The organism is Enterococcus haemoperoxidus ATCC BAA-382, assembly GCF_000407165.1.
Lineage (GTDB): Bacteria > Bacillota > Bacilli > Lactobacillales > Enterococcaceae > Enterococcus_L > Enterococcus_L haemoperoxidus.
This window is the reverse complement of sequence record NZ_KE136479.1, coordinates 12,412-36,304: the sequence shown is the minus strand read 5'-3', so window position 1 is coordinate 36,304 and position 23,893 is coordinate 12,412. Positions and strand designations below refer to the sequence as shown.

The 23,893-nt window shown below is 35.5% G+C and carries 21 protein-coding genes and 1 riboswitch; of the genes, 4 read left to right on the top strand and 17 right to left on the bottom strand.

What is annotated here, in order from left to right:
* Positions 1-92: 92 nt before the first annotated feature.
* On the bottom strand, positions 93-1,862 hold the full coding sequence (locus I583_RS00275; RefSeq protein WP_010762530.1) for an ABC transporter ATP-binding protein: 1,770 nt from the start codon (positions 1,860-1,862) through the stop codon (positions 93-95).
* Positions 1,855-3,564, bottom strand: a complete 1,710-nt coding sequence (locus I583_RS00270) for an ABC transporter ATP-binding protein (RefSeq protein WP_010762529.1) — start codon at positions 3,562-3,564, stop codon at positions 1,855-1,857. The genes I583_RS00275 and I583_RS00270 overlap by 8 nt, the downstream gene beginning before the upstream one ends.
* Positions 3,565-3,790: 226 nt before the next feature.
* Between I583_RS00270 and I583_RS00265 the strand changes: the two genes are divergently transcribed.
* Complete coding sequence (locus I583_RS00265; protein ID WP_010762528.1) at positions 3,791-4,438, top strand: TetR/AcrR family transcriptional regulator C-terminal domain-containing protein; 648 nt, start codon at positions 3,791-3,793, stop codon at positions 4,436-4,438.
* A 187-nt stretch (positions 4,439-4,625) separates the two neighbouring features.
* Here the strand turns inward: I583_RS00265 and I583_RS00260 are convergent, their stop codons facing one another.
* The 11 genes from I583_RS00260 to I583_RS00210 all read right to left on the bottom strand — a co-directional run bounded on the left by I583_RS00260 (position 4,626) and on the right by I583_RS00210 (position 18,106).
* Complete coding sequence (locus tag I583_RS00260; protein ID WP_010762527.1) at positions 4,626-5,414, bottom strand: alpha/beta hydrolase; 789 nt, start codon at positions 5,412-5,414, stop codon at positions 4,626-4,628.
* A gap of 235 nt (positions 5,415-5,649) precedes the next feature.
* Positions 5,650-7,113, bottom strand: a complete 1,464-nt coding sequence (locus tag I583_RS00255; RefSeq protein WP_010762526.1) for an MDR family MFS transporter — start codon at positions 7,111-7,113, stop codon at positions 5,650-5,652.
* Positions 7,114-7,485: 372 nt separating this feature from the next.
* Positions 7,486-8,673 (bottom strand): methionine adenosyltransferase, encoded by a 1,188-nt coding sequence (gene metK / locus I583_RS00250; RefSeq protein ID WP_010762525.1) that lies wholly within the window; start codon positions 8,671-8,673, stop codon positions 7,486-7,488.
* Positions 8,671-8,786, bottom strand: a riboswitch (SMK box riboswitch). It overlaps the preceding gene by 3 nt.
* Before the next feature lie 242 nt (positions 8,787-9,028).
* Positions 9,029-9,745 carry a signal peptidase I gene (gene lepB / locus I583_RS00245; protein WP_244264852.1) on the bottom strand — a complete coding sequence of 239 codons (717 nt, stop codon included), beginning with the start codon at positions 9,743-9,745 and terminating at the stop codon, positions 9,029-9,031.
* 12 nt (positions 9,746-9,757) lie between these two features.
* Complete coding sequence (locus tag I583_RS00240; RefSeq protein WP_010762523.1) at positions 9,758-10,420, bottom strand: hypothetical protein; 663 nt, start codon at positions 10,418-10,420, stop codon at positions 9,758-9,760.
* Between the two features lie 30 nt (positions 10,421-10,450).
* Positions 10,451-11,521 carry a WxLIP family cell surface protein gene (locus tag I583_RS00235; protein ID WP_010762522.1) on the bottom strand — a complete coding sequence of 357 codons (1,071 nt, stop codon included), beginning with the start codon at positions 11,519-11,521 and terminating at the stop codon, positions 10,451-10,453.
* A 120-nt stretch (positions 11,522-11,641) separates the two neighbouring features.
* Positions 11,642-12,415 carry a WxL domain-containing protein gene (locus tag I583_RS00230; protein WP_010762521.1) on the bottom strand — a complete coding sequence of 258 codons (774 nt, stop codon included), beginning with the start codon at positions 12,413-12,415 and terminating at the stop codon, positions 11,642-11,644.
* A 43-nt stretch (positions 12,416-12,458) separates the two neighbouring features.
* Complete coding sequence (locus I583_RS00225) at positions 12,459-13,268, bottom strand: WxL domain-containing protein (RefSeq protein WP_010762520.1); 810 nt, start codon at positions 13,266-13,268, stop codon at positions 12,459-12,461.
* On the bottom strand, positions 13,268-13,621 hold the full coding sequence (locus tag I583_RS00220; protein ID WP_010762519.1) for an LPXTG cell wall anchor domain-containing protein: 354 nt from the start codon (positions 13,619-13,621) through the stop codon (positions 13,268-13,270). The genes I583_RS00225 and I583_RS00220 overlap by 1 nt, the downstream gene beginning before the upstream one ends.
* 22 nt (positions 13,622-13,643) lie before the next feature.
* Positions 13,644-17,072 (bottom strand): isopeptide-forming domain-containing fimbrial protein, encoded by a 3,429-nt coding sequence (locus I583_RS00215; protein WP_010762518.1) that lies wholly within the window; start codon positions 17,070-17,072, stop codon positions 13,644-13,646.
* Between the two features lie 344 nt (positions 17,073-17,416).
* Positions 17,417-18,106: a winged helix-turn-helix domain-containing protein gene (locus I583_RS00210; RefSeq protein WP_010762517.1), complete on the bottom strand. Its 690-nt coding sequence runs from the start codon at positions 18,104-18,106 to the stop codon at positions 17,417-17,419.
* 362 nt (positions 18,107-18,468) lie between these two features.
* Here I583_RS00210 and I583_RS00205 point away from each other — a divergent pair, with 362 nt between their 5' ends.
* Positions 18,469-18,687 (top strand): hypothetical protein, encoded by a 219-nt coding sequence (locus I583_RS00205; protein ID WP_010762516.1) that lies wholly within the window; start codon positions 18,469-18,471, stop codon positions 18,685-18,687.
* 272 nt (positions 18,688-18,959) lie between these two features.
* On the opposite strand, the gene I583_RS00200 is transcribed toward I583_RS00205, so the two are convergent.
* The gene (locus tag I583_RS00200) at positions 18,960-19,391 is read right to left on the bottom strand and encodes a hypothetical protein (RefSeq protein ID WP_010762515.1); all 432 of its coding nucleotides are present in this window, start codon (positions 19,389-19,391) and stop codon (positions 18,960-18,962) included.
* A gap of 447 nt (positions 19,392-19,838) precedes the next feature.
* Between I583_RS00200 and I583_RS00195 the strand changes: the two genes are divergently transcribed.
* Both I583_RS00195 and I583_RS00190 read left to right on the top strand, forming a co-directional pair.
* Positions 19,839-20,279, top strand: coding sequence for a MerR family transcriptional regulator (locus I583_RS00195; protein WP_010762514.1), 441 nt, complete (start codon positions 19,839-19,841; stop codon positions 20,277-20,279).
* A 24-nt stretch (positions 20,280-20,303) separates the two neighbouring features.
* Entirely contained in the window at positions 20,304-20,879 is a 576-nt protein-coding gene (locus I583_RS00190; protein ID WP_010762513.1) for an NAD(P)H-dependent oxidoreductase, read from the top strand.
* Positions 20,880-20,915: 36 nt separating this feature from the next.
* Here I583_RS00190 and I583_RS00185 read toward each other — a convergent pair whose 3' ends face one another.
* The 3 genes from I583_RS00185 to I583_RS00175 form a co-directional block, all read right to left on the bottom strand.
* A complete protein-coding gene (locus I583_RS00185; RefSeq protein WP_010762512.1) occupies positions 20,916-21,356 on the bottom strand; it encodes a GNAT family N-acetyltransferase in 441 nt (146 codons plus the stop codon).
* A gap of 31 nt (positions 21,357-21,387) precedes the next feature.
* A complete protein-coding gene (locus tag I583_RS00180; RefSeq protein WP_051094843.1) occupies positions 21,388-22,062 on the bottom strand; it encodes a DUF1003 domain-containing protein in 675 nt (224 codons plus the stop codon).
* 180 nt (positions 22,063-22,242) lie between these two features.
* Complete coding sequence (locus I583_RS00175) at positions 22,243-23,880, bottom strand: peptide ABC transporter substrate-binding protein (RefSeq protein WP_010762510.1); 1,638 nt, start codon at positions 23,878-23,880, stop codon at positions 22,243-22,245.
* Positions 23,881-23,893 lie beyond the last annotated feature (13 nt).

Genomic DNA, 23,893 nt, shown 5'->3' with positions numbered 1-23,893 from the left:
ATCTAAATAGAAAAACAAGGTGATTCTCCTACAAAAAAAGAATCACCTTGTTTTTTCAAGCTTTCTTAAAGAAAATAAACCACTTAACTATTTTATTCAAACACAAATTGATTATGATACAATTCCGAATAAAAACCTTCTTGTTTCAATAATTCATGATGGCTTCCTTCTTCGATCACTTCACCATTTCTTAGAACGACGATACGATCTGCATTTAAAATTGTTTTTAAGCGATGCGCAATCACAAAGCTCGTTCTGCCTTTGATTGCTTCATCCATTGCTTTTTGGATTTTGGCTTCTGTCACCGTATCTACGTTACTAGTTGCCTCATCCAAAATCAATAATGAAGGATTCGTAATGATGGTTCTAGCAATACTGATCAATTGTTTTTGACCTGTACTAAAAACATTATTTTCTTCAGTGATTTCTGTATCATAGCCGTTTTCTAACTCCATGATAAACTCATGGATATTCGCTTGTTTAGCTGCATTTATGATTTCCTCATTTGAAGCATCCGGATTACCAAACGCAATATTTGCTCGAATCGTTCCAGAAAATAAGACTGAATCTTGCAATACAATCCCCACATGAGAGCGTAAACTACTTAAATCGATCTCACGAATATCTGTTCCGTCAAAGGTAACTGAACCGTTATTTACATCATAAAAACGATTCAATAAATTCATGATCGTTGTTTTACCTGAGCCAGTTGGTCCAACTAAAGCGACCATTTCACCTTTTTTAACGTTAATTGTAACATCTTTTAAGATCGGAACTTCTGGATCATAACCAAAATCAACATGGTTCAAGGAAACTGATTCATTGACGCCATCGATTTCTTTTCCATCTTTTGGATTAATTTCATCCGGCTCATCAAACATTTCATTCAAACGACGAGCTCCTGTGATTGCTAACTGGATCATGCTGTATCCAGAAGAAATTTGCATCAACGGTTGATAATATTGTTGTGAATACTGAACAAATGTTACTACTAAACCTAAAGCAACTGTTTTTTCCAAGTCACCATTTAGCGCTAACCAACCACCAAAGAAAATCACAATAGCGGTATTTACAAGGGACATCCCCTGCATCATTGGGAATAGTAGACCAGAATATACTTGACCTTTAAAGGTTGCCTTACGCACTGTTTCATTATGTTCTAAAAATCCATCGATTGTTTCTTCTTGTAAACCATTTGTGATGATCACACGTTGTCCACTAATCTTTTCATCCATATAGCCGTTTAATTTACCGACTTCATCTTGTTGGATATCAACATATTTTCGTGCCTTGCTGATCACAACTACAGCAATCAAGATCGCTACAGGTGTAGAAGCAATCGTCGCCCAGGCTAATTGAACATTTTGACGGAACATCACAATCAAAATTCCTACAAACAATGCAGCATTCGTCAAAACTTGAAGCAATGCTTGATTCAAACTATTTTGAATATTATCCAAATCACTAGTAAAACGACTTAAAATTTCTCCATCTTGATGAGAGTCAAAGAAACGAATCGTTAATTTTTCTAATTTATTGAATAATCCAATACGCATCCGGTTTGTTGATTTTCCAACAACTTGAGTAAATAGTATGCTGTAAATAAAATTTGCTGCACTTGTCAGCACATAAAAAATCAATAACTTCCAGATAATATCAATAAATTTGCTTTTATCATCTGTTCCTTGCATCAAAGCACCCACATAATTGGCTAATTCTTGAATCGCTTCCCCAACAAATTGAGGTGCTTTAACTTGTAAATAGGTTGCAATAACAATTGTCACAAAGATAAACAAGAAGGAAAGTTTATACCGCTTTAAATAATGAAAAAAGAATTTACTAGCTCTTATTAAATCAGTCATTATTTTCATCCTTTCCTTTTTGTGTTTCGTAGATTTCTTGATAGATTGGGTTTGTTTTCGCTAATTCTTCATGCGTTCCCTCACCCACTAATTGGCCTTTATCTAAAACCAAAATACGATCTGCGTGAACAACTGAAGAAATCTTCTGTGCAATCACGATCGTCGTTGTTTCTTTTAAATCTTTATCTAATGCTTCTCTAACTAACCGTTCTGAACGAGCATCTAACGCACTTGTACTGTCGTCTAAAATCAAGATCTTAGGATCTCCGATCACACCTCGTGAAATAGATAAACGTTGTTTTTGTCCTCCCGAAAAGTTATTACTTCGTTCAGCAACTGGCGCTTCATATTGTAACGATAACTTCTCGATGAATTCTTTTGCTTGTGCAATCTCAGTTGCCCGCGACATATCAGATTCACTGGCATCTCTTTTTCCTTGGCGCAGATTTTGTGAAATCGTGCCAGAGAAAAGAATCGCTTTTTGTAACACGAAAGATACAGCTTTACGTAAACTGTGTTCATTGACTTCTTTCAAATTGATACCACCGACTTCTACTTTCCCCTCAGAAGGATCAAATAATCTAGGAATCAACTGAGCTAAGGTTGATTTACCTGCACCAGTAGCGCCTACGATTCCGACCATCTCACCAGGTTTTATAGAAAATGAAATATCTTTCAATGTATCTGAATCATCTCCTGGATAACGGAAACTAACATGTTCAAAAACTACACTGCCATCTAAATTTTGTTCTGGTACATCTTTATACGTAAGTGCTGGTACTGTATCCATGACTTCTTTGATCCGTTTGATTGAAACAGCTGCACGAGAAGTCATCATCATCATCATTCCACCGATAATGATTGCCATCATGATTTGCATTAAGTAACTCATAAATGACGCTATACTGCCAATAACGGTTGGATCGTCTTTGACTAAGTTACTAACTAGGAAAATCGATCCTACGACCGCTAGATTAGCTGCCAACATAAAAGATGGAATCATTACTGAAAAAAGCGTACCCACGATTAAGTTATGTTTCGTCAATTCTTCACTGACTTTGGTGAAGCGATTTAACTCATTTTTCTCTTGTACAAAAGATTTAACTACACGAATCCCTAAAAGATTTTCTTTTGCTAAGCCATTTACTTTATCGATCAATGTTTGAATGATCATAAAATGTTTGCCCATTTGAGAAAATGATAATGCTGTGATAATGAACACTGCAATGACTAGTAAAACAATCACCCACCATAATTGCGGTAGTGTCATCATCGCTAGAATAAAACTACCGATAAACAGAATCGGGATTCTAAATAATGACTGTAGTGCGATCATGATCACGTTTTGAATTTGAGTCACATCATTTGTTAAACGAACAACTAAATTCCCCGCTGAAAACTCTTCGATATTTCCAAATGAGAATGTCTGGATCTTACGAAATGTTGCTTCACGAATATCTGCACTTACACCTTGTGCAACTTTTGCAGAATAAATCGTATTGAAAACACCAGCGATCAAGCCTAGACCTGCGATTCCAATTAAATATAACCCAAGCTCTTTCATTTGACTCTTATCATCTTTAATAATTGCTTCTAACACTTTTTGTAATAGTTTAGGCTGCCATAACGCTGACATGACCATGACAATAACGGTAATCAATGCTATGGTAACTTCCAGCTTGTACTTTTTTACATGTTCCATAATAATACTCACTTGTATCCCAACTTTCTTTGTAAAACTAGCCTTGTCCGATTCGTTGTGCAACTTTCAACGATCATTTAATGTTATTATGTGGTAATGTTAGATGCGCTGTCATCATTGACTTCACAAACTTAACACTGTAAAATTAGGCCGCATAACAATTTACCATTTTTAGAAATGAAATTCAAGAAGTTAGCTTATATTTTTAGATAAAAGGATGAGAAATTTGGAAGAAAAATTATCAAAAGAAAAAATCGTTCATGCAGCATTTCAATTATTAAGTGAAAATCCTGAATTAGAAAAATTATCCATGCGTAAAGTCGCTCAAAAACTTGGGATTCAAGCTCCTGCGATTTATTGGCATGTAGAAAATAAACAGGCGCTACTTCAAAGTATGGCCGAAGAGATAGAGAATCATTTTATACCACCAAAACCGAAAGAAAACTGGAAAGAAACACTATATGCTTATATGGAAAATTACTATGAATTGTATCAACAATATCCTTGCGCTATTGAAATCGAAATTCAAACAATTCCTTCATACCCCTCTCGTTTAAGAAATCTCGATGCCATTCTAGGTATTCTTAATAAAGCTGGATTTTCCATCGAATTAAGTTATATGACAATCACCTCTTTACAGCATTTACTATTTGGCATGCTGATGGATTCTGCCGAGGAGAAGAAATTATATAATAAAGTCATGGCTGGCGACGACTATTTGAAAAAGCAAATTATCTTGATGAAACAATATGTTCAAGAACATGAGCTGAATAATATCAGCGAAAGTATTCAATATCGGCAAAAAGAAAAGCAAAAAGATTTTTTTATGAAAACATTGCGAGTGTTTTTGAATGGGTTAGATACATTCATCTAATCGTAAGAAAGAGCGTGGAACAAAACTAAAAAACAGTTTTGTTTCGCGCTCTAAATCCGAATAAACGGCGAGAAAAAAGCAGCTCCTTCGGAAATAAGCTGAAATTCACAAAAATTTGAAAAGCAATTTTCGTGAATTCCCTCTTATTTCTCGGAGCTAAACGCTTTTGTCTCGGCCTATTTTTTATTTATTTCCCTAAAGGTAGCCACTCTAGCACCCGTTGAATCCAAGCATCCCAAAAAATCCAATCATGGTTACCAGGACCTGTTTCAAATGTATACTCGATATTATGAGCTGTCAGTGCTTCCGCCATTTTTTTATTTCCATGTAAAAGTAGATCCTCTTCACCGCAGCAAAGAAAAATATTCGGTACTTTTTTACCACTTGCAGCTAACTGATCTAGTAAAAACATGGGATCATTAATCGATCCTTGAACCTTTTCTAACGGACCAAAAATTCCTTCCCAAAACTTTCTCCCTTTGACCGCTAACAAATCTTCTATTCTGTCAGCAAGATTCACAGCACCTGATAAGGAAGCCACAGCACCAAAGTTTTCAGGTTTAGTTAGTCCCAATTTTAGAGCACCATATCCGCCCATTGAGAGTCCTACAGCAAACGTTTTTTCTCTTTTCGTTGTTATTTGGGGAAATAATTCCTGACAGATAGCCGGCAGTTCTTCCGAAATAAACGTCCAGTAATTCATTTCATAAGTTGTATCCGTGTACCAACCAAGATCTGTAGATGGCATGATCACAGCCAAACCTAAATCTGAAACATAACGTTCTATTGATGTCCGGCGTTCCCACACACTATGATTTCCACCCATCCCATGAAGCAGATACATAACAGGGACATCAGTAGAATTTCCTTTTGTCGCTGAACCGATTTTTTTCTCCGTTTTTTGAGGCAAGATAACATTCATTGATACTTCCATTTCTAATACGTTTGAATAAATATTTGCTTGTAGAAAAGCCATTCAACATCCCTCATTTTTTGTTTTCTTTTATTGTAGCATTAATTTGAGTATTTTTTGACTAAAAAAATACTCGTTCTTCTTAGAAGAACGAGCAGAGGAGGAGTTAAAAATGAAAAATAATTGTGCTAAAAGTTGTTTGCTTTTGGTATAGCTAAATCATACAAAGTAACTATGAACTTTTTATGTCAAAATTACGCATTATATGGTCTTTTTTTCTAAAGAAAAAGTAACTCCTCTACTTAGCTATTTTCTTTTTAACACTTACATTTAAAATAATCGCAGCAATGATCAATCCAATTCCAACTACATACACATTATGAAGACCTGCATACAGCATACCACGCAAAGGTTTTAATAAATCTGCTGAAATCGTGTTCGCCGTATGTGGATTAACAAGTTGATTCATCACATCAGGATCGACTTTTAACGAACTTTTCGCCAGTTCTGAAGTTGTCACTGCATTAATAATAACCCCAAAAATCGACACCATCAACGTTTGTCCGATGGTTCTAGCCAATGTGTTAAATGACGTTGCAACACCCATCTCAGATGGATCCACACTACTTTGAGCAGTCACAGTTGTTGTTGTGATCGTAATCCCAAAGCCAACTCCTAAAACAGAAGAAATTGCGAAGAACCAGACAAATGAAATGGTCGCTGGAACCAACACTAAGAAAATACCACCTAACAAAGTAATACTCAAGCCAATAGTCAGCACTCTTTTGGTTGTATGTTTCTCCATTAAATTACTGGCAATAAACGATCCTACCATCCATAAAATCGACATTGGTGCTAATACCAAGCCACCAATTCCTGCGCTTTTACCTAAAACGCCTTGCATCCACATTGGAATATATACTTCCACACCCATCAAAAAACCGCTGATCAAAGCTGCTACGATATTAACGATCACAAACGTGGAATTTTTAAATAGCATCAAATCGATAACAGGATCTTTGGCTCTTTTTTCCACAAAGATAAATCCAATGAAGAATAAAACAGATGCCCCCAAACACAGGAACACTTTTAAACTAAAACCGCCATCACCAATTAATTGGAATCCTAATAATAGCGTTAATAAAACGAACATCAGCTGAACACTACCTAAAATATCCATTGGTACTTTAGATTTCTCTCTTTTCGGCTCCACTAAAAAATAAGCAATCAAGCCCATCAAGACAAGTCCTATCGGTACATTAATGAAGAAAATCCAATGCCAACCAACTGTATCTACAATAAATCCACCTGCAAGCGGACCAAAAATACTGGCAATTCCCCAAGCTGCACTATTCAGACCTAACATTTTTGCACGCTTGTCAATTGAATAGATATCAGCCAAAATCGTCAAAGCAACTGGCATTATTGCCCCTGCCCCGATTCCTTGAATTGCTCGAGCAATAATCAAGGTAATCATATTTTGTGCTAAGCCGCAAAGTGACGAACCGATAATAAAAATAATAATTCCAATCATGAATATCGGTTTACGCCCAATTTTATCTGCTAGCTTTCCGTAAATCGGTGTTAACATTGCATTGGTTAATAAGTAAATAGAAAAGACCCAGTTCATAATTTCCATGCCGTGCAGTGATCCTACGATCGTTGGCATCGCTGTTGAAACGATCGTTCCTTCGATTGCTGTCATAAACGTTGCAACGAAAACGCTGATTGTTACAAGTTTGACGTTTGTTTTTCTTTCCATGTATCTCCATCCTTTTTGATATTTTTTGTTTAATAAAGTTACTTATAAATTCATTTACAGAGTTTTGTTAGTACGATTGTGAGGCTTTACATTATTATTAGCGTTTTTAGATTTGTTGCTACTTACTTCATGGTTTTATGGCTAGTTGACTTCTATTTGTTTTTTTATTTATGGCGTTTGGTGGTTACAAGCACTTCTGTTGCTGACTGCTATTGGTTATTCGGGATTACAGCGTTTGGTGATTCACTAGTAAGGTAACTACGCTCCCTTTGGTCGCCTAGTACTGCTCATCATCTGCTCTGCACTGCGCAGCAGTCGCAGTGATTTGCAGCAAAACGGCGCCACTAATTTTCATTAGTAGCGCCGCCTCGTTTACTCCATCAAGCTTTTCTTGATTGCATCGACTTTATCCGTCTGCTCCCAAGGTAGTTCAATGTCTGTACGACCAAAATGACCATATGCTGCCGTTTGCTTGTAGATTGGACGGCGTAGATCAAGCATTTCAATTATTCCTGCTGGACGCAGGTCAAAGTTTTCTCTAACGGCTTTAATCAATTTGCTTTCTGGTACATTACTTGTCCCGAAAGTATTGATTGAAATCGATACGGGGTGTGCTACACCAATCGCATAAGCCAATTGTACTTCAACTTTTCCAGCTAAACCAGCTGCAACGATATTTTTAGCAATGTATCGAGCGGCATAGCTTGCAGAACGATCGACTTTTGTCGCGTCTTTACCTGAAAAGGCACCGCCACCGTGGCGAGCATAACCTCCGTAAGTATCGACAATTATTTTACGTCCGGTCAAACCAGCATCACCTTGTGGTCCACCAATAACAAAGCGACCTGTCGGATTAATAAAGTATTTTGTTTCTTCATCTAATAAATCTGCTGGGATCACTTCTTCAATAACGAATTTTTTTACGTCTGCTTGAATCTGCTCCAGCGTAGCTTCTTCATCATGTTGTGTACTGATCACGACGGTATCTACACGTTGTGGTTTACCATTTTCATCGTATTCCACTGTGACTTGCGATTTTGCATCTGGGCGTAAATAAGGAAGTTTTTCTTCTTTACGCAATTGTGCTAAACGGCGCACAAGTTTGTGACTTAACGAAATCGGTAAAGGCATTAGTTCTGGTGTCTCATCTACTGCAAAACCAAACATCAATCCTTGATCTCCAGCACCAATATCATCTTTAGTATCTTTGTCACCACGTGTTTCTAGCGCATCATCTACACCTTGTGCAATATCTGGCGATTGCTCATCAATTGCAACCAGAACTGCAACAGTGTCTCCATCAAAACCATATTTAGCTCGAGTATAGCCAATATCTTTCAGTGTTTGACGAACGACTTTTTGAATATCTACATAAGCTGTAGTAGAAATCTCTCCAAAAACTAAAACTAACCCAGTTGTAACGCTTGTTTCGCATGCCACACGGGCTTTAGGATCTTGTTCTAAAATCGCATCTAGTATTGCATCACTCACTTGGTCAGCAACCTTATCCGGATGTCCTTCTGAAACAGATTCTGATGTAAATAAATGTCTCTCTGTCATAATGTATTCCCCCTAATCATATTCGGTTACAAGGCATCTTTGTCAAGCAATCAAAGCATTACATATACTTTTATACAGCTCTAAACAAATCCTTTCGGGAACTTGTAACGTTTCAATTATAACAGATATCATTATAAAAAACTCGTTTTTTAACTGACTTTATTTTTTTACTAAAAAACATAAGGCTGGGACAAAACTCTTCGAGTTAGATCCCAGCCCCTTAAAATCCAAATAAACGATGGTAAAAAAAAGCAACCATATTAAACCCCAATCAGATTTTCATATCTTACGAAGAACGAAGTGATTCGATGATGCATACTACAAGGCGTATTTCAGGTCCTTGTTTCCTTATAAGTTATTTAACTTTCTGAATCTTATGCAACGGTAAAACCCTCATTTCCACTTTTCCGATAAGCTCTTTTTCATCCACTAATTTGTAATAGCGACTGTCGGTGGCATAAGGACGGTTGTCTCCTAAAACAAGGTACTTTCCTTTAGGAATAGTTGGATCACCAGTCAATGCTTTTAATGTAAAATCTTCTGTATAAATCATTCCATCTTGTTCAAATTGTCTTTTATAATCTGCAATAAAGCTTTCGTCTTTTTCTTGTTCATCAATAAAGAGCTGTCCATTTTTATAGTATAAACTATCACCTGGACACCCGATAATTCGACGGACAGATTTATCCTTTGAATTTGGCACCTTGATATAAACAAGATCAAACCGCTTTATTTGGGCCATTTTATTGACTATAACAACATCGCCATCTTCTAACGTCTCACTCATCGAATAACCTTCTACCCTTGCAAAAGTGAATGTAAAAAGAGAAGTAATATATAAAATGCTCAGTGTCACAATCAGAGTTAACACTATTTCAAAAAAAAGAATAGTTAATTTTTTAAATCTTTTTTTTCGTTTCGTTACTTTCTTTTTCCTATGGTTATTCGGTCTAGTGTTCCTTTGGTTCTTCTGTGCTTTTTTAGAAATTCTTTGGGGTACTTTGACTGATTTTTTTTGCCCTGACTTCTTCTTAACATCTCTATTCTCTTTTTTATGAGTTGTTTTTTCCATAAAATCACCAGGCTATTTTTTATTTACCAACGCATTTTTATTAATATTAAAGTAGTGAACAACTTCTTCATGATTTTTCTTAACTGTGGCTAAATCCATTTCAAATTCATTCAAAAGAGTCTCATTTTTAAAGAAATCGTTTGGTTGAGAGGACAAATTAATCCCTAACTCTTTCATTGATTTGTAGTACTTGTTCAATTTCTTTTGTCCAGCCTCGCTGTTTCTAATTGTTGCTTTGTAGATACCATAACTAGATAGCTGTCCTGCTAGCAACTTGATATTTTTCCCTGATTTCACGTCATTCTCTGTCGCCTTTGCTGTTTTCAGTTCATTTTCTAGATTATCCATTAAGTAGTACCCTTGAACTACCGCCTTAGAATCTTTCTGACTTAAATGCATTGCTTGGTAATACAAAGAATAACCTGCTGTAAATCCAGAGAGTAAAAAGAGTATGATTAAGGCTGTGCCCCAGTTACGCTGCTTTTTACTTTTCTGTAACAACTTTCTGACTTTATATTTCTTTTGTTTACGTTTTTTCTTACTTACTTTTGTTCTTTTTACTTTCTTCAAAGCCTTTTTCGTTTGAGTCATCAGATAAAAAGAAATACCTGAGAATACTAAACCGATACTGGCTAGAGACAAAGAAATAATAAAAAACCAATCTAATATTGTCATTTCTTTACCTCCTCACTGTCTCCGTTTTAGTTATTTTCTTGACTTCTTTTTTCTTGCTAGCTTTTTTTTTGCTTGTTTCTTTTTGACGATCGTTCTGATTACTAGAAAAATAATTACTGCTAAAACAACGACCCCACCGATAATCCCTGCGATTAATTTCCAGTTGAACGTTTGAACATCTTCTAAACCAGCATCCTGATTATTGAACTTATCTGCTTCCTCATCTGTGATTTTAAAGTTTTCATCCCAGTTCCATTTTTTGTCCCCAGCTGTTACAAGGATCTTCGCACGGTAATTTCCCGCTACCATCCGATCTCCTTCCATACTAACTGGAAAATTGATCAATGTATTGGGTGCCATTCGCATACCTGAACGTTTAGTTTCATATAATACTTCGTCACTATCCTCTTTCATGATCTGAACTTGTGTTGTCATGTTTTCTAAATAAGCTGCTTCAACATTAGAAAAGTTGACGAAAAAGGTATTTCTAAAGTTATTTAAATCAACATACACTTTGTTTAATTCTAAATTTGGTAGTATTTCTTTATCTGTTTCCGTAAGGATCATCCCAATAACATAAGCATATTTGTTGATAACTCCTGTTTTTTTCGGTTCATTTTTCTGTTCTTTTTCAACTTTTTGAAGTTGAATCCCACCTGCAATCATTCCATCGAATGAGGCTTCTGGCATATTTATTTCTATGTCAATATCCTGTTCACCTTTTGCTGGTACTTTAACTGTCTCAGGTGCTTTAACTATTTTTTCAAAATCATATTTTAGCGACTTATCATTTTTTATTGTCGTTGGACCGTATTCTACAACTCCGTTCGCATTTGTTTTTGTACTATTGAGTTTTACAGAGACTTCGATTTCTTCTGCAGCTAAATTTTTGATTTTGATTTTGACCGTTTGTTTTTGACCAGGCGTCATCCTTAAATCAAAGTAACCTGCCCCTGTATCTCTTTGATTGTCCGGTTTAATTGATTCATATGTAAAGCCAGTTGCGTTGCCGCTACTGCTGTCTTCTGCATAGGTTGTGACTGGCAGAAATACTGCTATAATAACTGTTGTTAATAAAAATAATAGATTCTTTTTATTCATCGATATCCCTCCCTTTAAAAAGGCAGAGACAGAAATACTTTTTAATTTCTGTCTCGCCATTCATTTGAAACATGACTACTTAAAGCATCATTTATAATCCAACCTATTATTTAGTTTAAATTATAATACTTCAGCAATTGACCAAGTGATTTCAGCTGTGTAAGTATCAGCTAATAAAATATTTGTATTTGGTACAGTTAATTTAACAGAGTCAGCTGTTGTATCAGCAGTTCCGTCACCATATTGACCAAATTCAATTGTATAAGTTCCGATACCTTTTGAGGCATCTTTGTTTTCTAATACTGGAACTGAATCTCCAGTACCTGTTCCTGCTGCATCAGGTGCTAATTGAAATCCTGCAACTGTAGTCGCTGGCCATTGAGCCGCTGGATCTTTAGAAGTGATTACTGCATTTGAATAGTCAATTGTAGCACCTTTCAAGAAAGTACCGGCATTTGCGCCCGCTTCAAATTGTTTTGTTAATTGTGCACTTACTGTATATTTATGGTTTGCTGTACCACGTACGTCTGTGAATTGAACAAAGTTTCCACGAGTGATATCGCCATCAGCATTTTTTGCTGGAATTGCTGCTGCATAATATTCAGGGTTTTCTGCAAAAGCTTTAACTTTATCAGTACCAAAATCCAATTTTGTTACAGCATCGATACTGAATGAACCGCGATCTGGGTTAATGATGATTGGTTCTTTTGGTTCTACGATTGGTTTCTCTGGATCTTCCGGGTCAACTATATCTTTAGGATCGTTATCTTCTGTAAAAGTCATTGTACCCTCTGCTGCTTGTGATTTTGCTTCAGCGTTTGCTGCTGCTGGTAAAGATAAGCTTGCTCCTACTACTGCTAATAAAGCTACTGAACATAATGTTTTTGTTTTCATGTGTGTTTCCTCCTAGTATTGTGTGTGTTTGTGTGTGTGTTATTTATGGCAACTCGGCTAATATCCAAGTTAACACCGTAGTGTACGGTACCGGCTCAACTATCGCTGTTCCCGGTATCGATAATGAAACTGCTCTATTTTGATAGACAGGTTTTTGATCAAAGATTGGATCAAGCACTGCTTGCCCTTCCTTATCCAGTCTTGGCTCTAAGGTGTTCTTTTGGTTACTATTATTTTCTTCTGATGCACCAAAGGAAATTGTCCAAGTTCCACTGCCCTGTCCTGAACTAGCTTGAGCTAAATTGTATGAAGCGCCCACATTGTCTATGTTAATAATTTCTTTTGACAACTGTGGAGCCTCAATAAGGTTTTTGGTAGAATTCACCCAAGATTTATCTAGTGAAAGCATTGCGCCTTTGATTTCTTTATTTTTTGTATCATTGTTGGTGAATTGCATTTCTTGACGAAGCTGTAAAGTCCAACCTGTCGGCTTTTGTCTCAAGTCAGTAACCTGAACAAAATTCCCTCTAGGCTTCGTTGCACCAAAGAAATTTTGGGCATTCGCGTAATAGACTTCATCTTTATTAGAAATTTTATTCTGGTAAAAATCGAATCTTGGCACAAAATCGATTCTTAAATCTCCCTCTAATTTAGGAGATTCACCAGGATCAACAATTTCACCCGGTTTTTCAGGGTCAACAATATTTTGAGGATATTCTCCCTCAAATTTAATGGTGCCAGAACCATTGATTGATCCCGTTTCAGCATAAACCTGAGTGTGTCCCCATGATAATGAAGATAATACTGCGAGCGATAAAATAAGTGACGAAATTAGTTTAGATTTTTTTTCCATCATTCATCCCGCCCTTCATGCTCTTTCTTACGTTTCCAGAAAAACAGAAGTAAACCAATCACTACTAAAGCAATCCCTGTAAAGACAAGACTTGTCTTCACCATCTCACCTGTACTTGGATAACGACCAACAGGTTTCACCACTTTTGGTTCACTTGTTGATGGTTCTAATATAGAAGAAGATTCTGTTGTACTGGAGATTTCAGTTGAAGAACTCTCTTCATAAAAGCTGATGACACCATTAGTTTGAACTTCTCCTCCATTTGCTTTAGCCGCAGCATTCAGTGGATAGGTGAGTGCCAACGTTAACGCAAAAGTAAAGGAGATGATTGTAGATTTGATTATTTTTTTCATAAATTAAAAATCTCCTTTACTCTTATGGAGTATCGCCCAATTCCCAGAGAATCTCACCTTGGTAAGTACCTAATGCTTTTACATCTTGAGCTGAGGTTTCAAATTTGAAGCCATCTCCAGATTCAGACCACGTATCACTAATGTTATAGGTTGTTTCTGCTGTTGAAGCATTAGCATTTTGTATCATAATATCCTGAGCACCGCCATTCAAGGTGATCTCCTTATTTTTGTAAACATATTTGAGCGCACCATCCAATGTGTATTCTGGTACATCAGGATTCTGGTTTGTCATCGGCGTTGTAAGTTTGGCAGTCAATGACCATCCTTTTTTATTGGCTCGGCTGTCTTTGATCACTAAATCTGCTCCACGATGTTCAGCAGAATTGATACGAGTCTTCTTCCCTTGATACTTCACGCTGCCAAAGTCAATCTCTGTTGGTGCAGAAGCTAATTCTAGAACACCAAAGACTGTGCCACCAGGGTTTTTAGCTTCCTGAGAGGTGGCATTGTAAGTTTCATGTTTAGCATCTGGATCAATCGGACCTTCAACAAATGGCATTTCTCTTGGTGAATCACCAACTATATCTGCTATATTACTAATTACAGTCCCTACAGCAGAAGAAGCAACTTGGGCTTTAAAGGTGATAACTGATGATTCCCCAGATGCTAGATTTCCCAATTTAACTGTTAATACTCGTGAGTTAGAATCATAGGAATAATCTTTTGGCGTTTCAGCAGCAACTCCGTCAATTTTGATTTCAGCCGTTGCTGGATCAAAATCTAAGCCTGAAGGAATCGTATCTGTCACAACAGTATTCGCCCATAATGTAGTATAGGACTCTTCTTTATTGTTTTTAGCTGTTAACGTGTACGTCAAGTTATCACCAACTTGCGTTGTAGCGCCTCCTGAAGAAGTAACTGTTTTTTCCATCAGTGGTTTATCGGGAAGAACATCTTCTACTGTATACTTTGTTGCAGCTTTAAACGTTGCATCACGATAGGTCATATTTGCTGCTGGATTGATATTACCAGTATCACTATTAGTTGATGGTGCTGCTGGAGTTAGTGTTTCAGTAACTCTCCCAGCATTATCTTCTAAGAAAATTTGGATTGTATCGCCTTTTTCTAAATAATGAGGTAGATTGTATGTCCATGTTCCATCGTCATTGACAGTGCCTACCGCACTCTGACGAACACCGTTGATATCAAGGTAAATTTTTGCTTTTGGTTCAGCCTCTTTACCACTTAGCTGTTTCATTGCATTTGTTACCTTACCACCCGTTACAACTGCCGGTTCTGGAGGTGTAACATCAATAACTGTTGTTACTTCATCAGGTTCCGATAGCCACGGACCTCTAATTGCATGAGCACTGATTTGTTTACCAGCAATATTGAATTTTGTATCAGTAAATGGTGCTAAACCATCATCTAAAGTTGACGCGGTGTGTGCATCATTGAAAGTATCTGTATATGTGACAGATGCTTGACCTTTAGAAGCATACACTGGAACTAAAACAACGTTACCATTTTCATCAAAGTCGTCTGACGGAGTCATCCCAATTTTGACCTTTGCTTGATATGTTTTATCTGCATCAGTCACTGGTGTCCATTCCATCGTAGGCTTAGAATTCATCCCTGTAATTCTTCGATAGTTTGCGTATCTAAACGTTTGTAACCCTGGTTCAGAAGTAGTAATCACATTCGTACCAGTAGAAGTGAAGTTTGTAACTAAAGCATAGGTTTCTTGCGAAGGTCCAGACATATCCTTACCAACAGTCCATAAGTCAATATCAGAATCATTTATATTGAATGTTTGTGTTGCAACAGCTGTCATTGCAATCGCTCTTCCACTGTTGTTTCGGTTTCGAATATCATATCCTTTAGGTGAATTTAACGTTAGTGAGCGATTGTTTCCACCATTTAAACCAACAACTCCTCCAGTCGTATTCCCAACAACATATAAACTTCCTGTTGGTTCAACAACTACTGAAGCATCATTTGAAGAATACTGAAGAACTTCACCTGTTCCGCGACTCAGCAAATTGACTACTGCATTTGCTTTTACAGTCATAACTCCCGGATTATCGAATCTTACAGAATTTCCAGCCATATTTGCATTATAAATCGAGTTTTCTCCAACCTCTAATTCTTTATAGTAACTGAATACAGATGGATAAGTCGGGTTGTTCCCTCTATTTTGTAGGTAAATATAACTATGCTTTCCTACAATATATTTCTGAGCCGCACCCGTATCTGTTCCTGAGGAATTTTGCTCATACCAGACCAAAGACCAAGGCGATGTTGTATTTACGCCATACCATTCTGTCCCATCTTCAATAATGACGCTTCCCGCATAAAAGTTTTCAGACGTTGTGTATAGGGTCATTTTCCCGTAAACTGTGATTTCACTACGTGTACCACGAATCAAACGGGCAATTTTTTCACCATTGACCTCTTCAAAACTACGAATATCTCCAACTCTAAAGTACCAGTTTCTTGCAGAAGCAGTCCCATTATTTCCCATGATAAATGCCCAACTATAAGTTCCACCATTGTAACCAGCATCAGTTACATTTTGCTTGATAGACATGTTATGCACATGGACAAAACCAATTCCATCTGTTGGTGTACCTGCTAAACGAAGTGTTTGATCATTTAAATCAAGTAAAAAACCACCACCATCAATTTCAATGGACTTGGATCTTTCACCCAGGTTTCCAGCAGCTCCGCTCACGGCTCTGTTTGAGATATTATTTGTCATCGTAATTTTTGTAACAGCATTATTCTGATAAGCAAGTTTAAAGTCTGCCCAAGTATCAACTGTTACTGAATTTTGTGATGGGTCAAAACCAAATCTAGTATTAGCCGCTTCATTTGCTGCAGCCTTTTCTTCCGGTGTAGCTGGAATTGGTCCGCTAATCTCATCTCTGGTTATTCCAGTTCTTGTGGTTTTAAGCAAAGATAGGTTATCCGCTAAAATATTTTCATCTAGCTTAGTCTTTTTTTCAGAAAAACTTAGTTTACTAGTTGCCAACTCTTCCCCTGCTGAATTAGACAGTACGAGCTTGCCTGTTTCAGCCTGATTTAATGGCCTAACTATAAAACTGATTTTTAAAGACTCCTCATAATTTTTGGTTGTAAGTTTAACACTCGTTTCATCCACAGCTTCTATTGATACTGTCCCATCATAGTTATCAGAAAGACCAGCTAATAATTCATCGGCTTTTACTTCATAAACTCCTTCAAACGAAAGCTTTAGCTGTTCATTTTTCGGTTCAGAAATCGTTAATGTTACTGGTATTTCCCCAGATTCATTTATTGATTCAGTTTTAATGGAAAATTTTTCTTCTGAAGCTTTCGTAAGTGTAGTATTATGCCATACAACCGTACAGAGAATTCCCACCAATAAAACCAATCCAAAAACAATATAAGACTTTTTTCCGATTTTCATATATTCTCAACTCCTCCCCTAACATTTTTGGTACGTCTGTCTTAAAAGAACGTACAATCTATTTCTATTTTTCTTGCCAATTGTTTAAATTTTTGATACATTCACAATGCAGGGGAAAATTAGCGCTCATTTTTTTTACTAGTCTATGGAGAATGGCTGTTCTCTATATAGACGTTAGTAAAAGAGCACTGATTTTCTCTATTTTGTTATGATCAACAGTTGGTTTGAAAAAAAGAAAACATATTTTGTTTTTTGTCACCGTCATTGTCTTGTTTTTTTAGATCAACCGCCATGACATTTCTACTTACTTTTCTAATTAGATTATTCTATAAATAGGGATTAAACTATACAGTTAACTTATAGCCTTTTGAACGAACTGTTTTAATATATTTTGGATGCGCAGCATCTTCTTCAATTTTTTGTCTTAAATGGAAAATCAAATTTGATACGCGATATTGCTTATCATTTCCTTCATTCTCCCAAACTTTTTTGTAAATCTCTTCATAAGAAACTGCCACACCCTTTTTTGTTTCTAGAAATTCAATCGTTTTAAATTCTAACTTTGTTAAATTGATCTCTTCACCATTTAAAAGGACACTATAATTACAAGGACGTAATTGGATTTTTTGAGTATCAACCATCTTGTCTGTGGGTTCTTCGGCAATCGGATATGCTCGATTATATCTATCGAATGCATTGAACATCAAAAGCTTACACTCTTCTGGGTCACATTCTTGATCGATTATACCGTCAGCACCCAGTTGTAAATAAACAATATGATTCATTTTATTGCTCTGTTGTGAGATCACCCAGATAAAAGGATCTTGTTTTTTCTTTAACAGAAGAAGCAGTTCGCAAATCACACCAATATTTTGTGCATTCTGTTCGTTAAGTATAATACCGTCATAATGCCCAATTTTTTCAGTAATTTCATTTTTATTGATTGGATACACATTTAATTGAGTGCTTTTTAGTGAATCTATGTATTTTTGTTCATCTTCGTTGTCAAGCAAGACAAAACCTATGTTGTACATATAGTAGTTCCCCTTTATGATTTCGTTATTAGATTAGCCATTTGTATCGATATTACGCATATTCGTACCACATAAATGTCAGAAAAGTTATAAATTCAATATAAAATTAATATACTTACCAAACTAAAATAAGTTTAATCTATTTTATTTGCCAAGTCTATACAATTATAATCTTTTATTTATCATATTTTTGATAAATAACACAAATATTTGAGAATTATGTGAGTATTATATCGTTTCCTATTGTTTTTCCTAGTGTTTTTCTTAAATATTTATTGGAGATAATAGCGATTTATAACATTCTCTCGATGCTTGATCCATATTTATGAGAAATGCTACAATAATTAGAAAGGAAGGATAAAATGAACAGAAAAAAGAAACTTGATACTTTATTGAAGTGCTTTAATGAGGATAAAAAATTTATAACAGATGGTTATTATCGAATTAGAACAATCATTAAACAGACGATAGAATTGGCTTATATCGGTTTAGGTCTCCGTGGTAAAAGTGTTGTTACACCTCAAATTATGATTTCAATAGCCGACGGGCAAGCGATCACATTAACAGTGATTGGTATGTAATATTTCTCGCAAATTTTCTTACAACGAGATCCTAAGAACGCTCAAGTAATCGACCAAGCACTAGATTCACTGACAGAAAAATTCTTAACAAAAATATAGAAAAAAATACCAAAGCCAACAGAATACTTGCCTTGGTATTTTATTTATTTTGAAATAAATAATTAAAAAAAACTACAAAATGAATGGAATTAAAACCAGATGATATCAATTTTCGATACTTATTAGGGCAACTGAACGATGTTTTCTACTAATTTATAGGATGTCTATCTAATTTACATTTTATGTACACTATGTGCACTTTGAATACCACCACAAGCTTCTTTACATGCTTGATTAATTAATTCAAATGAACTCTCTGTACTATTCAAACCACGTTTGTACTTGATTTCATCAATCACTTCACACTTGTCGTTTAATGCTTCCAACCAAAAATAGATTCCTTCTTTATAGGCATCTAAGCCTTCTAACAAGATTTTTGTTGCTTCTTTTTCGCCATAAAATACTAAGTTTTTTCTAAAACTTTCTTCTTCTACAAAGAACCGATTAACATTACTGCGGCAAAATAAATACGTATCTTTCCCTCTTCTGTTAATGGCTTGGCTACAGCTGTTCTCTTGTACTTCCTTAGAAATGGCATTAAAAATCTCATTGTAGACTTCAACTCGTTGCATTACTGACAAAATCATATCCGTGTAACTAAACATAATGCTCTCTCCTCCCATATCTAAGCAGCTAAAAACGCTGACTTAAGTTCATTATAGTATCTCTCAATCTCTTATATCAAGTAATATGCTATTAAAATGAATTTTATTTGTCATTTTTTTCATTCCTATGTCTATTTTTTTTCTACTTTAAAACAAAAAAAAAGCCCATTCCCCAGTGTTTATAAGGAAATTAAGCATTTTTTATTTTTTTTGACACTATCTAAATGCAATTATTTTTCTATTTGGTTTATTACCTATTTATCTCGTATTTTTACATATTTAAGGATTTTATTCATTATAAAGATAAAAAAATATTGATCTATTTATAAGAATTATACACATTATCAGGAATCTGTAAAACCATAACGCTCACTGAGCAAAAAAACTAATTTGGGTTATTGACATTGGAGCATGCTCCAATGTTAAGATAGTTTTGAGGTGATTGCAATGGAAAAAAGACGAACCATCAAAGAAATTTCTCAGCAAGTCCATTTGAGCGAAGATACGATCAGATATTATGAGAAAGAACAATTGATCCAACCTCAACGTGGGGAAAATAATTATCGGCTTTATGGTCAAGATGAATTCGCGCGTCTAAAGTATATCTCGGTTATGAAGTATGCTCATTTTTCTTTAAAAGAGATGAAAGAATTACTGCAATTATTTGATCAGCCCGTCTCTTTAGAATGCAACAACCGTAGTCGTGAACTTATGGCGAACAAGATCACTGATCTAGAAACAACGATCAAACATTACCAATTGATCATTGACTCAATAAAGTCATTGCCAATCCCTGAAACCTATGAAGAATGTGAAACAAACTACGAACAAATGAAAAAAGAACTAGCAGAATTTTCAGATACAATCTTTGAAGACCTGCATCCTTAAATTTATTATCCGGAGGCGTTACAAATGAATATACTGATTCTCTATGCTTATCCTAATACAACAGGCTATACCCACTCTATCATGAATCATGTCCAGCAAGGAGCTGAACAAAAAAATACTGTCAAAATTATCGATCTTTATAAAGAAAATTTCGATCCTGTATTAGTTTTCAACGAAACAAAGAAACGAAGAAATATGCAGTTCGACGAGGAAACAGCTGTTTATCGAGAACAGATTTTATGGGCTGACCACATCATCTTTATATTTCCAATTTGGTGGGGCGGCATGCCTGCCATTTTAAAAGGTTTTATTGATAAAGTGTTTAGTAAAGGATTTGCTTATACTTATAAAGGGAATCTCCCCGTAGGTCTTTTAAAAAATAAATCAGCCTGGATCATCACAACAGAAGATGCACCTAAATGGTATAAAACGTTATTTCAACAAGATTATGGTACTGTTCTGAAAAAGCAGGTATTAAAAATGTCCGGTATCAAAAAAGTTAAACATTTTTCACTATCTTCCCTGAAAAATCTAAATGACAAACAAAGGAAAATTTTTCTTGAAAAGATGTTCGAACAAAGTTCTAAATTGACTATTTGATTTTTAGTATGAAAGAAAAAAGTACTAAGGAATTCGTTACTTTTCCTTAGTACTTTTTTTTAAATGTAAAATTGGATACGCGCTTCCAGCATCATCCACTTCACTTCGTGAATATTCTTCAAACCCCATTGCGAAATAAAAAGCTTTTGCAGAGTAATTTTGTTCATTGACGTCGACAAATTGAATATTATTTTCTTTTACTAGACTTGTCACTACCTGTTTTCCGTATCCTTTTCCAATGTATACAGGATCTAGAAACAGCATTTCTAATTTAGTGCCATCCACTCCAGAAAAACCAATAATCTTTTCATCATCCGTCCACACTCTTACATCTAAATGAGGAAAATAAGTCGCTAATTCAGATTTTATTGTTTTAAAATCGTCATCTTTCAAAAAATCATGAGTTTGTCTTACAGATCTTGCCCAGATATCTACTAGTTTACTGTATTCATTTTCAGTTGCTTGGTGCTGATTCATGTTATCCTCCTATCATACTTGTTCTTTTTCCCTAACGCTCTGCATCAACTCTTTTCTTTTCACTCAATTCATTGAGTTGTTCTTGCAGTTCACTTAACAGTTCAATTTGCATATGCTGCATCTGAACTAAGTGTTGCCATTGGCTATTGATTAAATAATCCATTTTTTCATGTAACAGGTTGACTTCTATTTCGGCTTTCAAATTCACTTTATAATCATTGTTTGCCTGTTCTCGATCTCTTGTTTCTTGACGATTTTGACTCATCATGATGACTGGTGCTTGAATTGCAGCTAAGCAAGATAAGGCTAAATTTAACAGAATGAACGGATAGCTATCAAATGGTTTTCCAAGCAATTGCGTTGAGTTAACGACGATCCAAATAATTAATACCGCAATAAATAAGAAAATGAATGGCCAACTTCCACCAAATTTAGCAATGTTATCAGCTGTTTTTTGTCCTAATGTTAAATTTTTTTCGACAGTCGTATTTAAATTATTTGAGATTGTTTCATTATTTTTGATATTTTCAACAATTGTCTCATTCAATTTTTCCATTGTTTGTGAATCACTTTTAATCATTGTCTTTATATAGTCTAAACGATAATTTAAAAGCTCTGGAAATAAAATAGCGGAATCTTCTGTTAAATCTGGACGCTGTTTCAAAATAAATTGTCGAATTTCTTCTTCTATATTCTTTAATGGCATTTCATTACTAGTCGTATGCTTTTTATGTTCTTGCTTAACCACGACACTTCACTCCTTTTTATCGTTGCTCTTTCTATTTTATCTTATTTTGCATACTACTATCATACAACCGGAACATAATTTCTGATATTAATATGACTAAAAAAGCCTTTCATTTGAAAGACTTTTTTAGCTCTATCATTATTCAGCTTCTTTATAGATGTTTTTTAACGTTAAAGGTGCTGCAAAAGTGTGGTAATTAACCCCTTTAACCTGTTCATTTTGTAAAACTGATTGCTGATTTTGGCTGATAATAATCATTCCAGCTGTATCTTCAATACCTACTTTTTCAGCAGTGATCAAAGTCTCCCAGCGTTTTTCTAAATCAGTCGCATATTTTTGTGAAGCATCATCCAACAACGCATCATACTTGGCATTTGAGTAATTGCGATCATTTCCTGTACGTAACATGTTCAGTGTTGAAATTGGATCTTGATAATCTGGTGTCCAGTAAATCAAGAACATATCGTAATCACTCTCACGGCTAAGATTCAATGCTGTTTCAGTTGGCAATGCTGTTACGTTGATTGTGAGACCTTCAAATAGTTTTTCTAGGCTCCCTTGAAGACTTTCTCCCATTTTTTTATACGAGCCATCATCCGTCACCATTAAATCGAGTGTAATATTATCGCCTAATTCTTTTTTAGCTAGTGTCCAATATTTCAAAGCTTCATCTTTGTTGTACGTCATTAAATCGCCAGCTTCTTCTCTAAAATCTACACCTGTTTCAGGATTACTTACAAAACCTTCTGTAACCGCTCCATACAAAGGTTTTGATCCATCTGCAATAATATTATTCACTAAATTCTCTTTATCGATACCTAGTGCTAAGGCTTTTCTTAAGTTTTCATTTTTCAAAGGTGTCTCTTTATCTTTACGTTTTTGGTTTAAGCGAATATAATTCATAGTTGCTGTTGGATAGGAATGATAGTTTGGATTACTTTGGTTTTGTTTCGCTAATTCACCAGTGACTGTCGCGACATCCAACTGCCCATCTTCAAAAAGGTTCAATGCTGTCGAAGCTTCTTTGACTACTTCATAATGTATTTTATCTGATTTTACATTTGCTTGATCCCAGTATTTTTCATTTTTCTTTAAATCCCAGCTTAAATCTGTTTGCTTCCAGTTAGCCACAGTAAATGGTCCATTGTAAATAACATTTTCACTTGTTGTTCCGTAATCCGTTCCCATTTTTTCAACAAATTTTTGATTTTGCGGGAAAAAGGTTGGAAAAGCAAGAACGGATGTGAAATAAGGTTTCGCTTCTTTTAATTTTATTTCTAGTGTTTGATCATCTATTGCTTTTACCCCAAGTTCATCAACTGGTTTTTCTCCTTTTGAAATTTCCTCAGCATTTAAAATTGTATCTGCTACTAGGAAACTATACACAAAGCCATTTTTAGGATCAATCATTTTTTTCCAGGCATATTCAAAGTCTGCTGCTGTCACTGGATCATCGTTACTCCATTTAGCCTCTTCTCTTAGCTTGATCTTATAGGTTTTACCGTCTTCTGAAATTTCTGGCATTTCTTTTGCTGCTGCTGGAATTAGTTGATCTTTGTCATCTAGTGCATATAAACCTTCAAACGCTGCGGTTTGGACAATTGCATCTGGAAAATCTAGCATAACAGATGTATCCAACGTGGTTAATTCCGAAGGTGACATTAGATTTAATGGTTTTGTCTCTTGTGATTTTGTTGCTTCTTTTCCACCAGAACATCCCGAAATGATGGTCAGCATAAGTGTTAGACCGATAATTGCTTTAATTCCTTTTTTCATACGTTTCTCCCTT

Coding starts and splice junctions, on each gene's coding strand:
- I583_RS00275 (WP_010762530.1), bottom strand. CDS start 1,862: ATGACTGATTTAATAAGAGCTAGTAAATTCTTTTTTCATTATTTAAAG.
- I583_RS00270 (WP_010762529.1), bottom strand. CDS start 3,564: ATGGAACATGTAAAAAAGTACAAGCTGGAAGTTACCATAGCATTGATT.
- I583_RS00260 (WP_010762527.1), bottom strand. CDS start 5,414: ATGGCTTTTCTACAAGCAAATATTTATTCAAACGTATTAGAAATGGAA.
- I583_RS00255 (WP_010762526.1), bottom strand. CDS start 7,113: ATGGAAAGAAAAACAAACGTCAAACTTGTAACAATCAGCGTTTTCGTT.
- metK (WP_010762525.1), bottom strand. CDS start 8,673: ATGACAGAGAGACATTTATTTACATCAGAATCTGTTTCAGAAGGACAT.
- lepB (WP_244264852.1), bottom strand. CDS start 9,745: ATGGAAAAAACAACTCATAAAAAAGAGAATAGAGATGTTAAGAAGAAG.
- I583_RS00240 (WP_010762523.1), bottom strand. CDS start 10,420: ATGACAATATTAGATTGGTTTTTTATTATTTCTTTGTCTCTAGCCAGT.
- I583_RS00235 (WP_010762522.1), bottom strand. CDS start 11,521: ATGAATAAAAAGAATCTATTATTTTTATTAACAACAGTTATTATAGCA.
- I583_RS00230 (WP_010762521.1), bottom strand. CDS start 12,415: ATGAAAACAAAAACATTATGTTCAGTAGCTTTATTAGCAGTAGTAGGA.
- I583_RS00225 (WP_010762520.1), bottom strand. CDS start 13,268: ATGGAAAAAAAATCTAAACTAATTTCGTCACTTATTTTATCGCTCGCA.
- I583_RS00220 (WP_010762519.1), bottom strand. CDS start 13,621: ATGAAAAAAATAATCAAATCTACAATCATCTCCTTTACTTTTGCGTTA.
- I583_RS00215 (WP_010762518.1), bottom strand. CDS start 17,072: ATGAAAATCGGAAAAAAGTCTTATATTGTTTTTGGATTGGTTTTATTG.
- I583_RS00210 (WP_010762517.1), bottom strand. CDS start 18,106: ATGTACAACATAGGTTTTGTCTTGCTTGACAACGAAGATGAACAAAAA.
- I583_RS00205 (WP_010762516.1), top strand. CDS start 18,469: ATGAACAGAAAAAAGAAACTTGATACTTTATTGAAGTGCTTTAATGAG.
- I583_RS00200 (WP_010762515.1), bottom strand. CDS start 19,391: ATGTTTAGTTACACGGATATGATTTTGTCAGTAATGCAACGAGTTGAA.
- I583_RS00195 (WP_010762514.1), top strand. CDS start 19,839: ATGGAAAAAAGACGAACCATCAAAGAAATTTCTCAGCAAGTCCATTTG.
- I583_RS00190 (WP_010762513.1), top strand. CDS start 20,304: ATGAATATACTGATTCTCTATGCTTATCCTAATACAACAGGCTATACC.
- I583_RS00185 (WP_010762512.1), bottom strand. CDS start 21,356: ATGAATCAGCACCAAGCAACTGAAAATGAATACAGTAAACTAGTAGAT.
- I583_RS00180 (WP_051094843.1), bottom strand. CDS start 22,062: ATGCCATTAAAGAATATAGAAGAAGAAATTCGACAATTTATTTTGAAA.
- I583_RS00175 (WP_010762510.1), bottom strand. CDS start 23,880: ATGAAAAAAGGAATTAAAGCAATTATCGGTCTAACACTTATGCTGACC.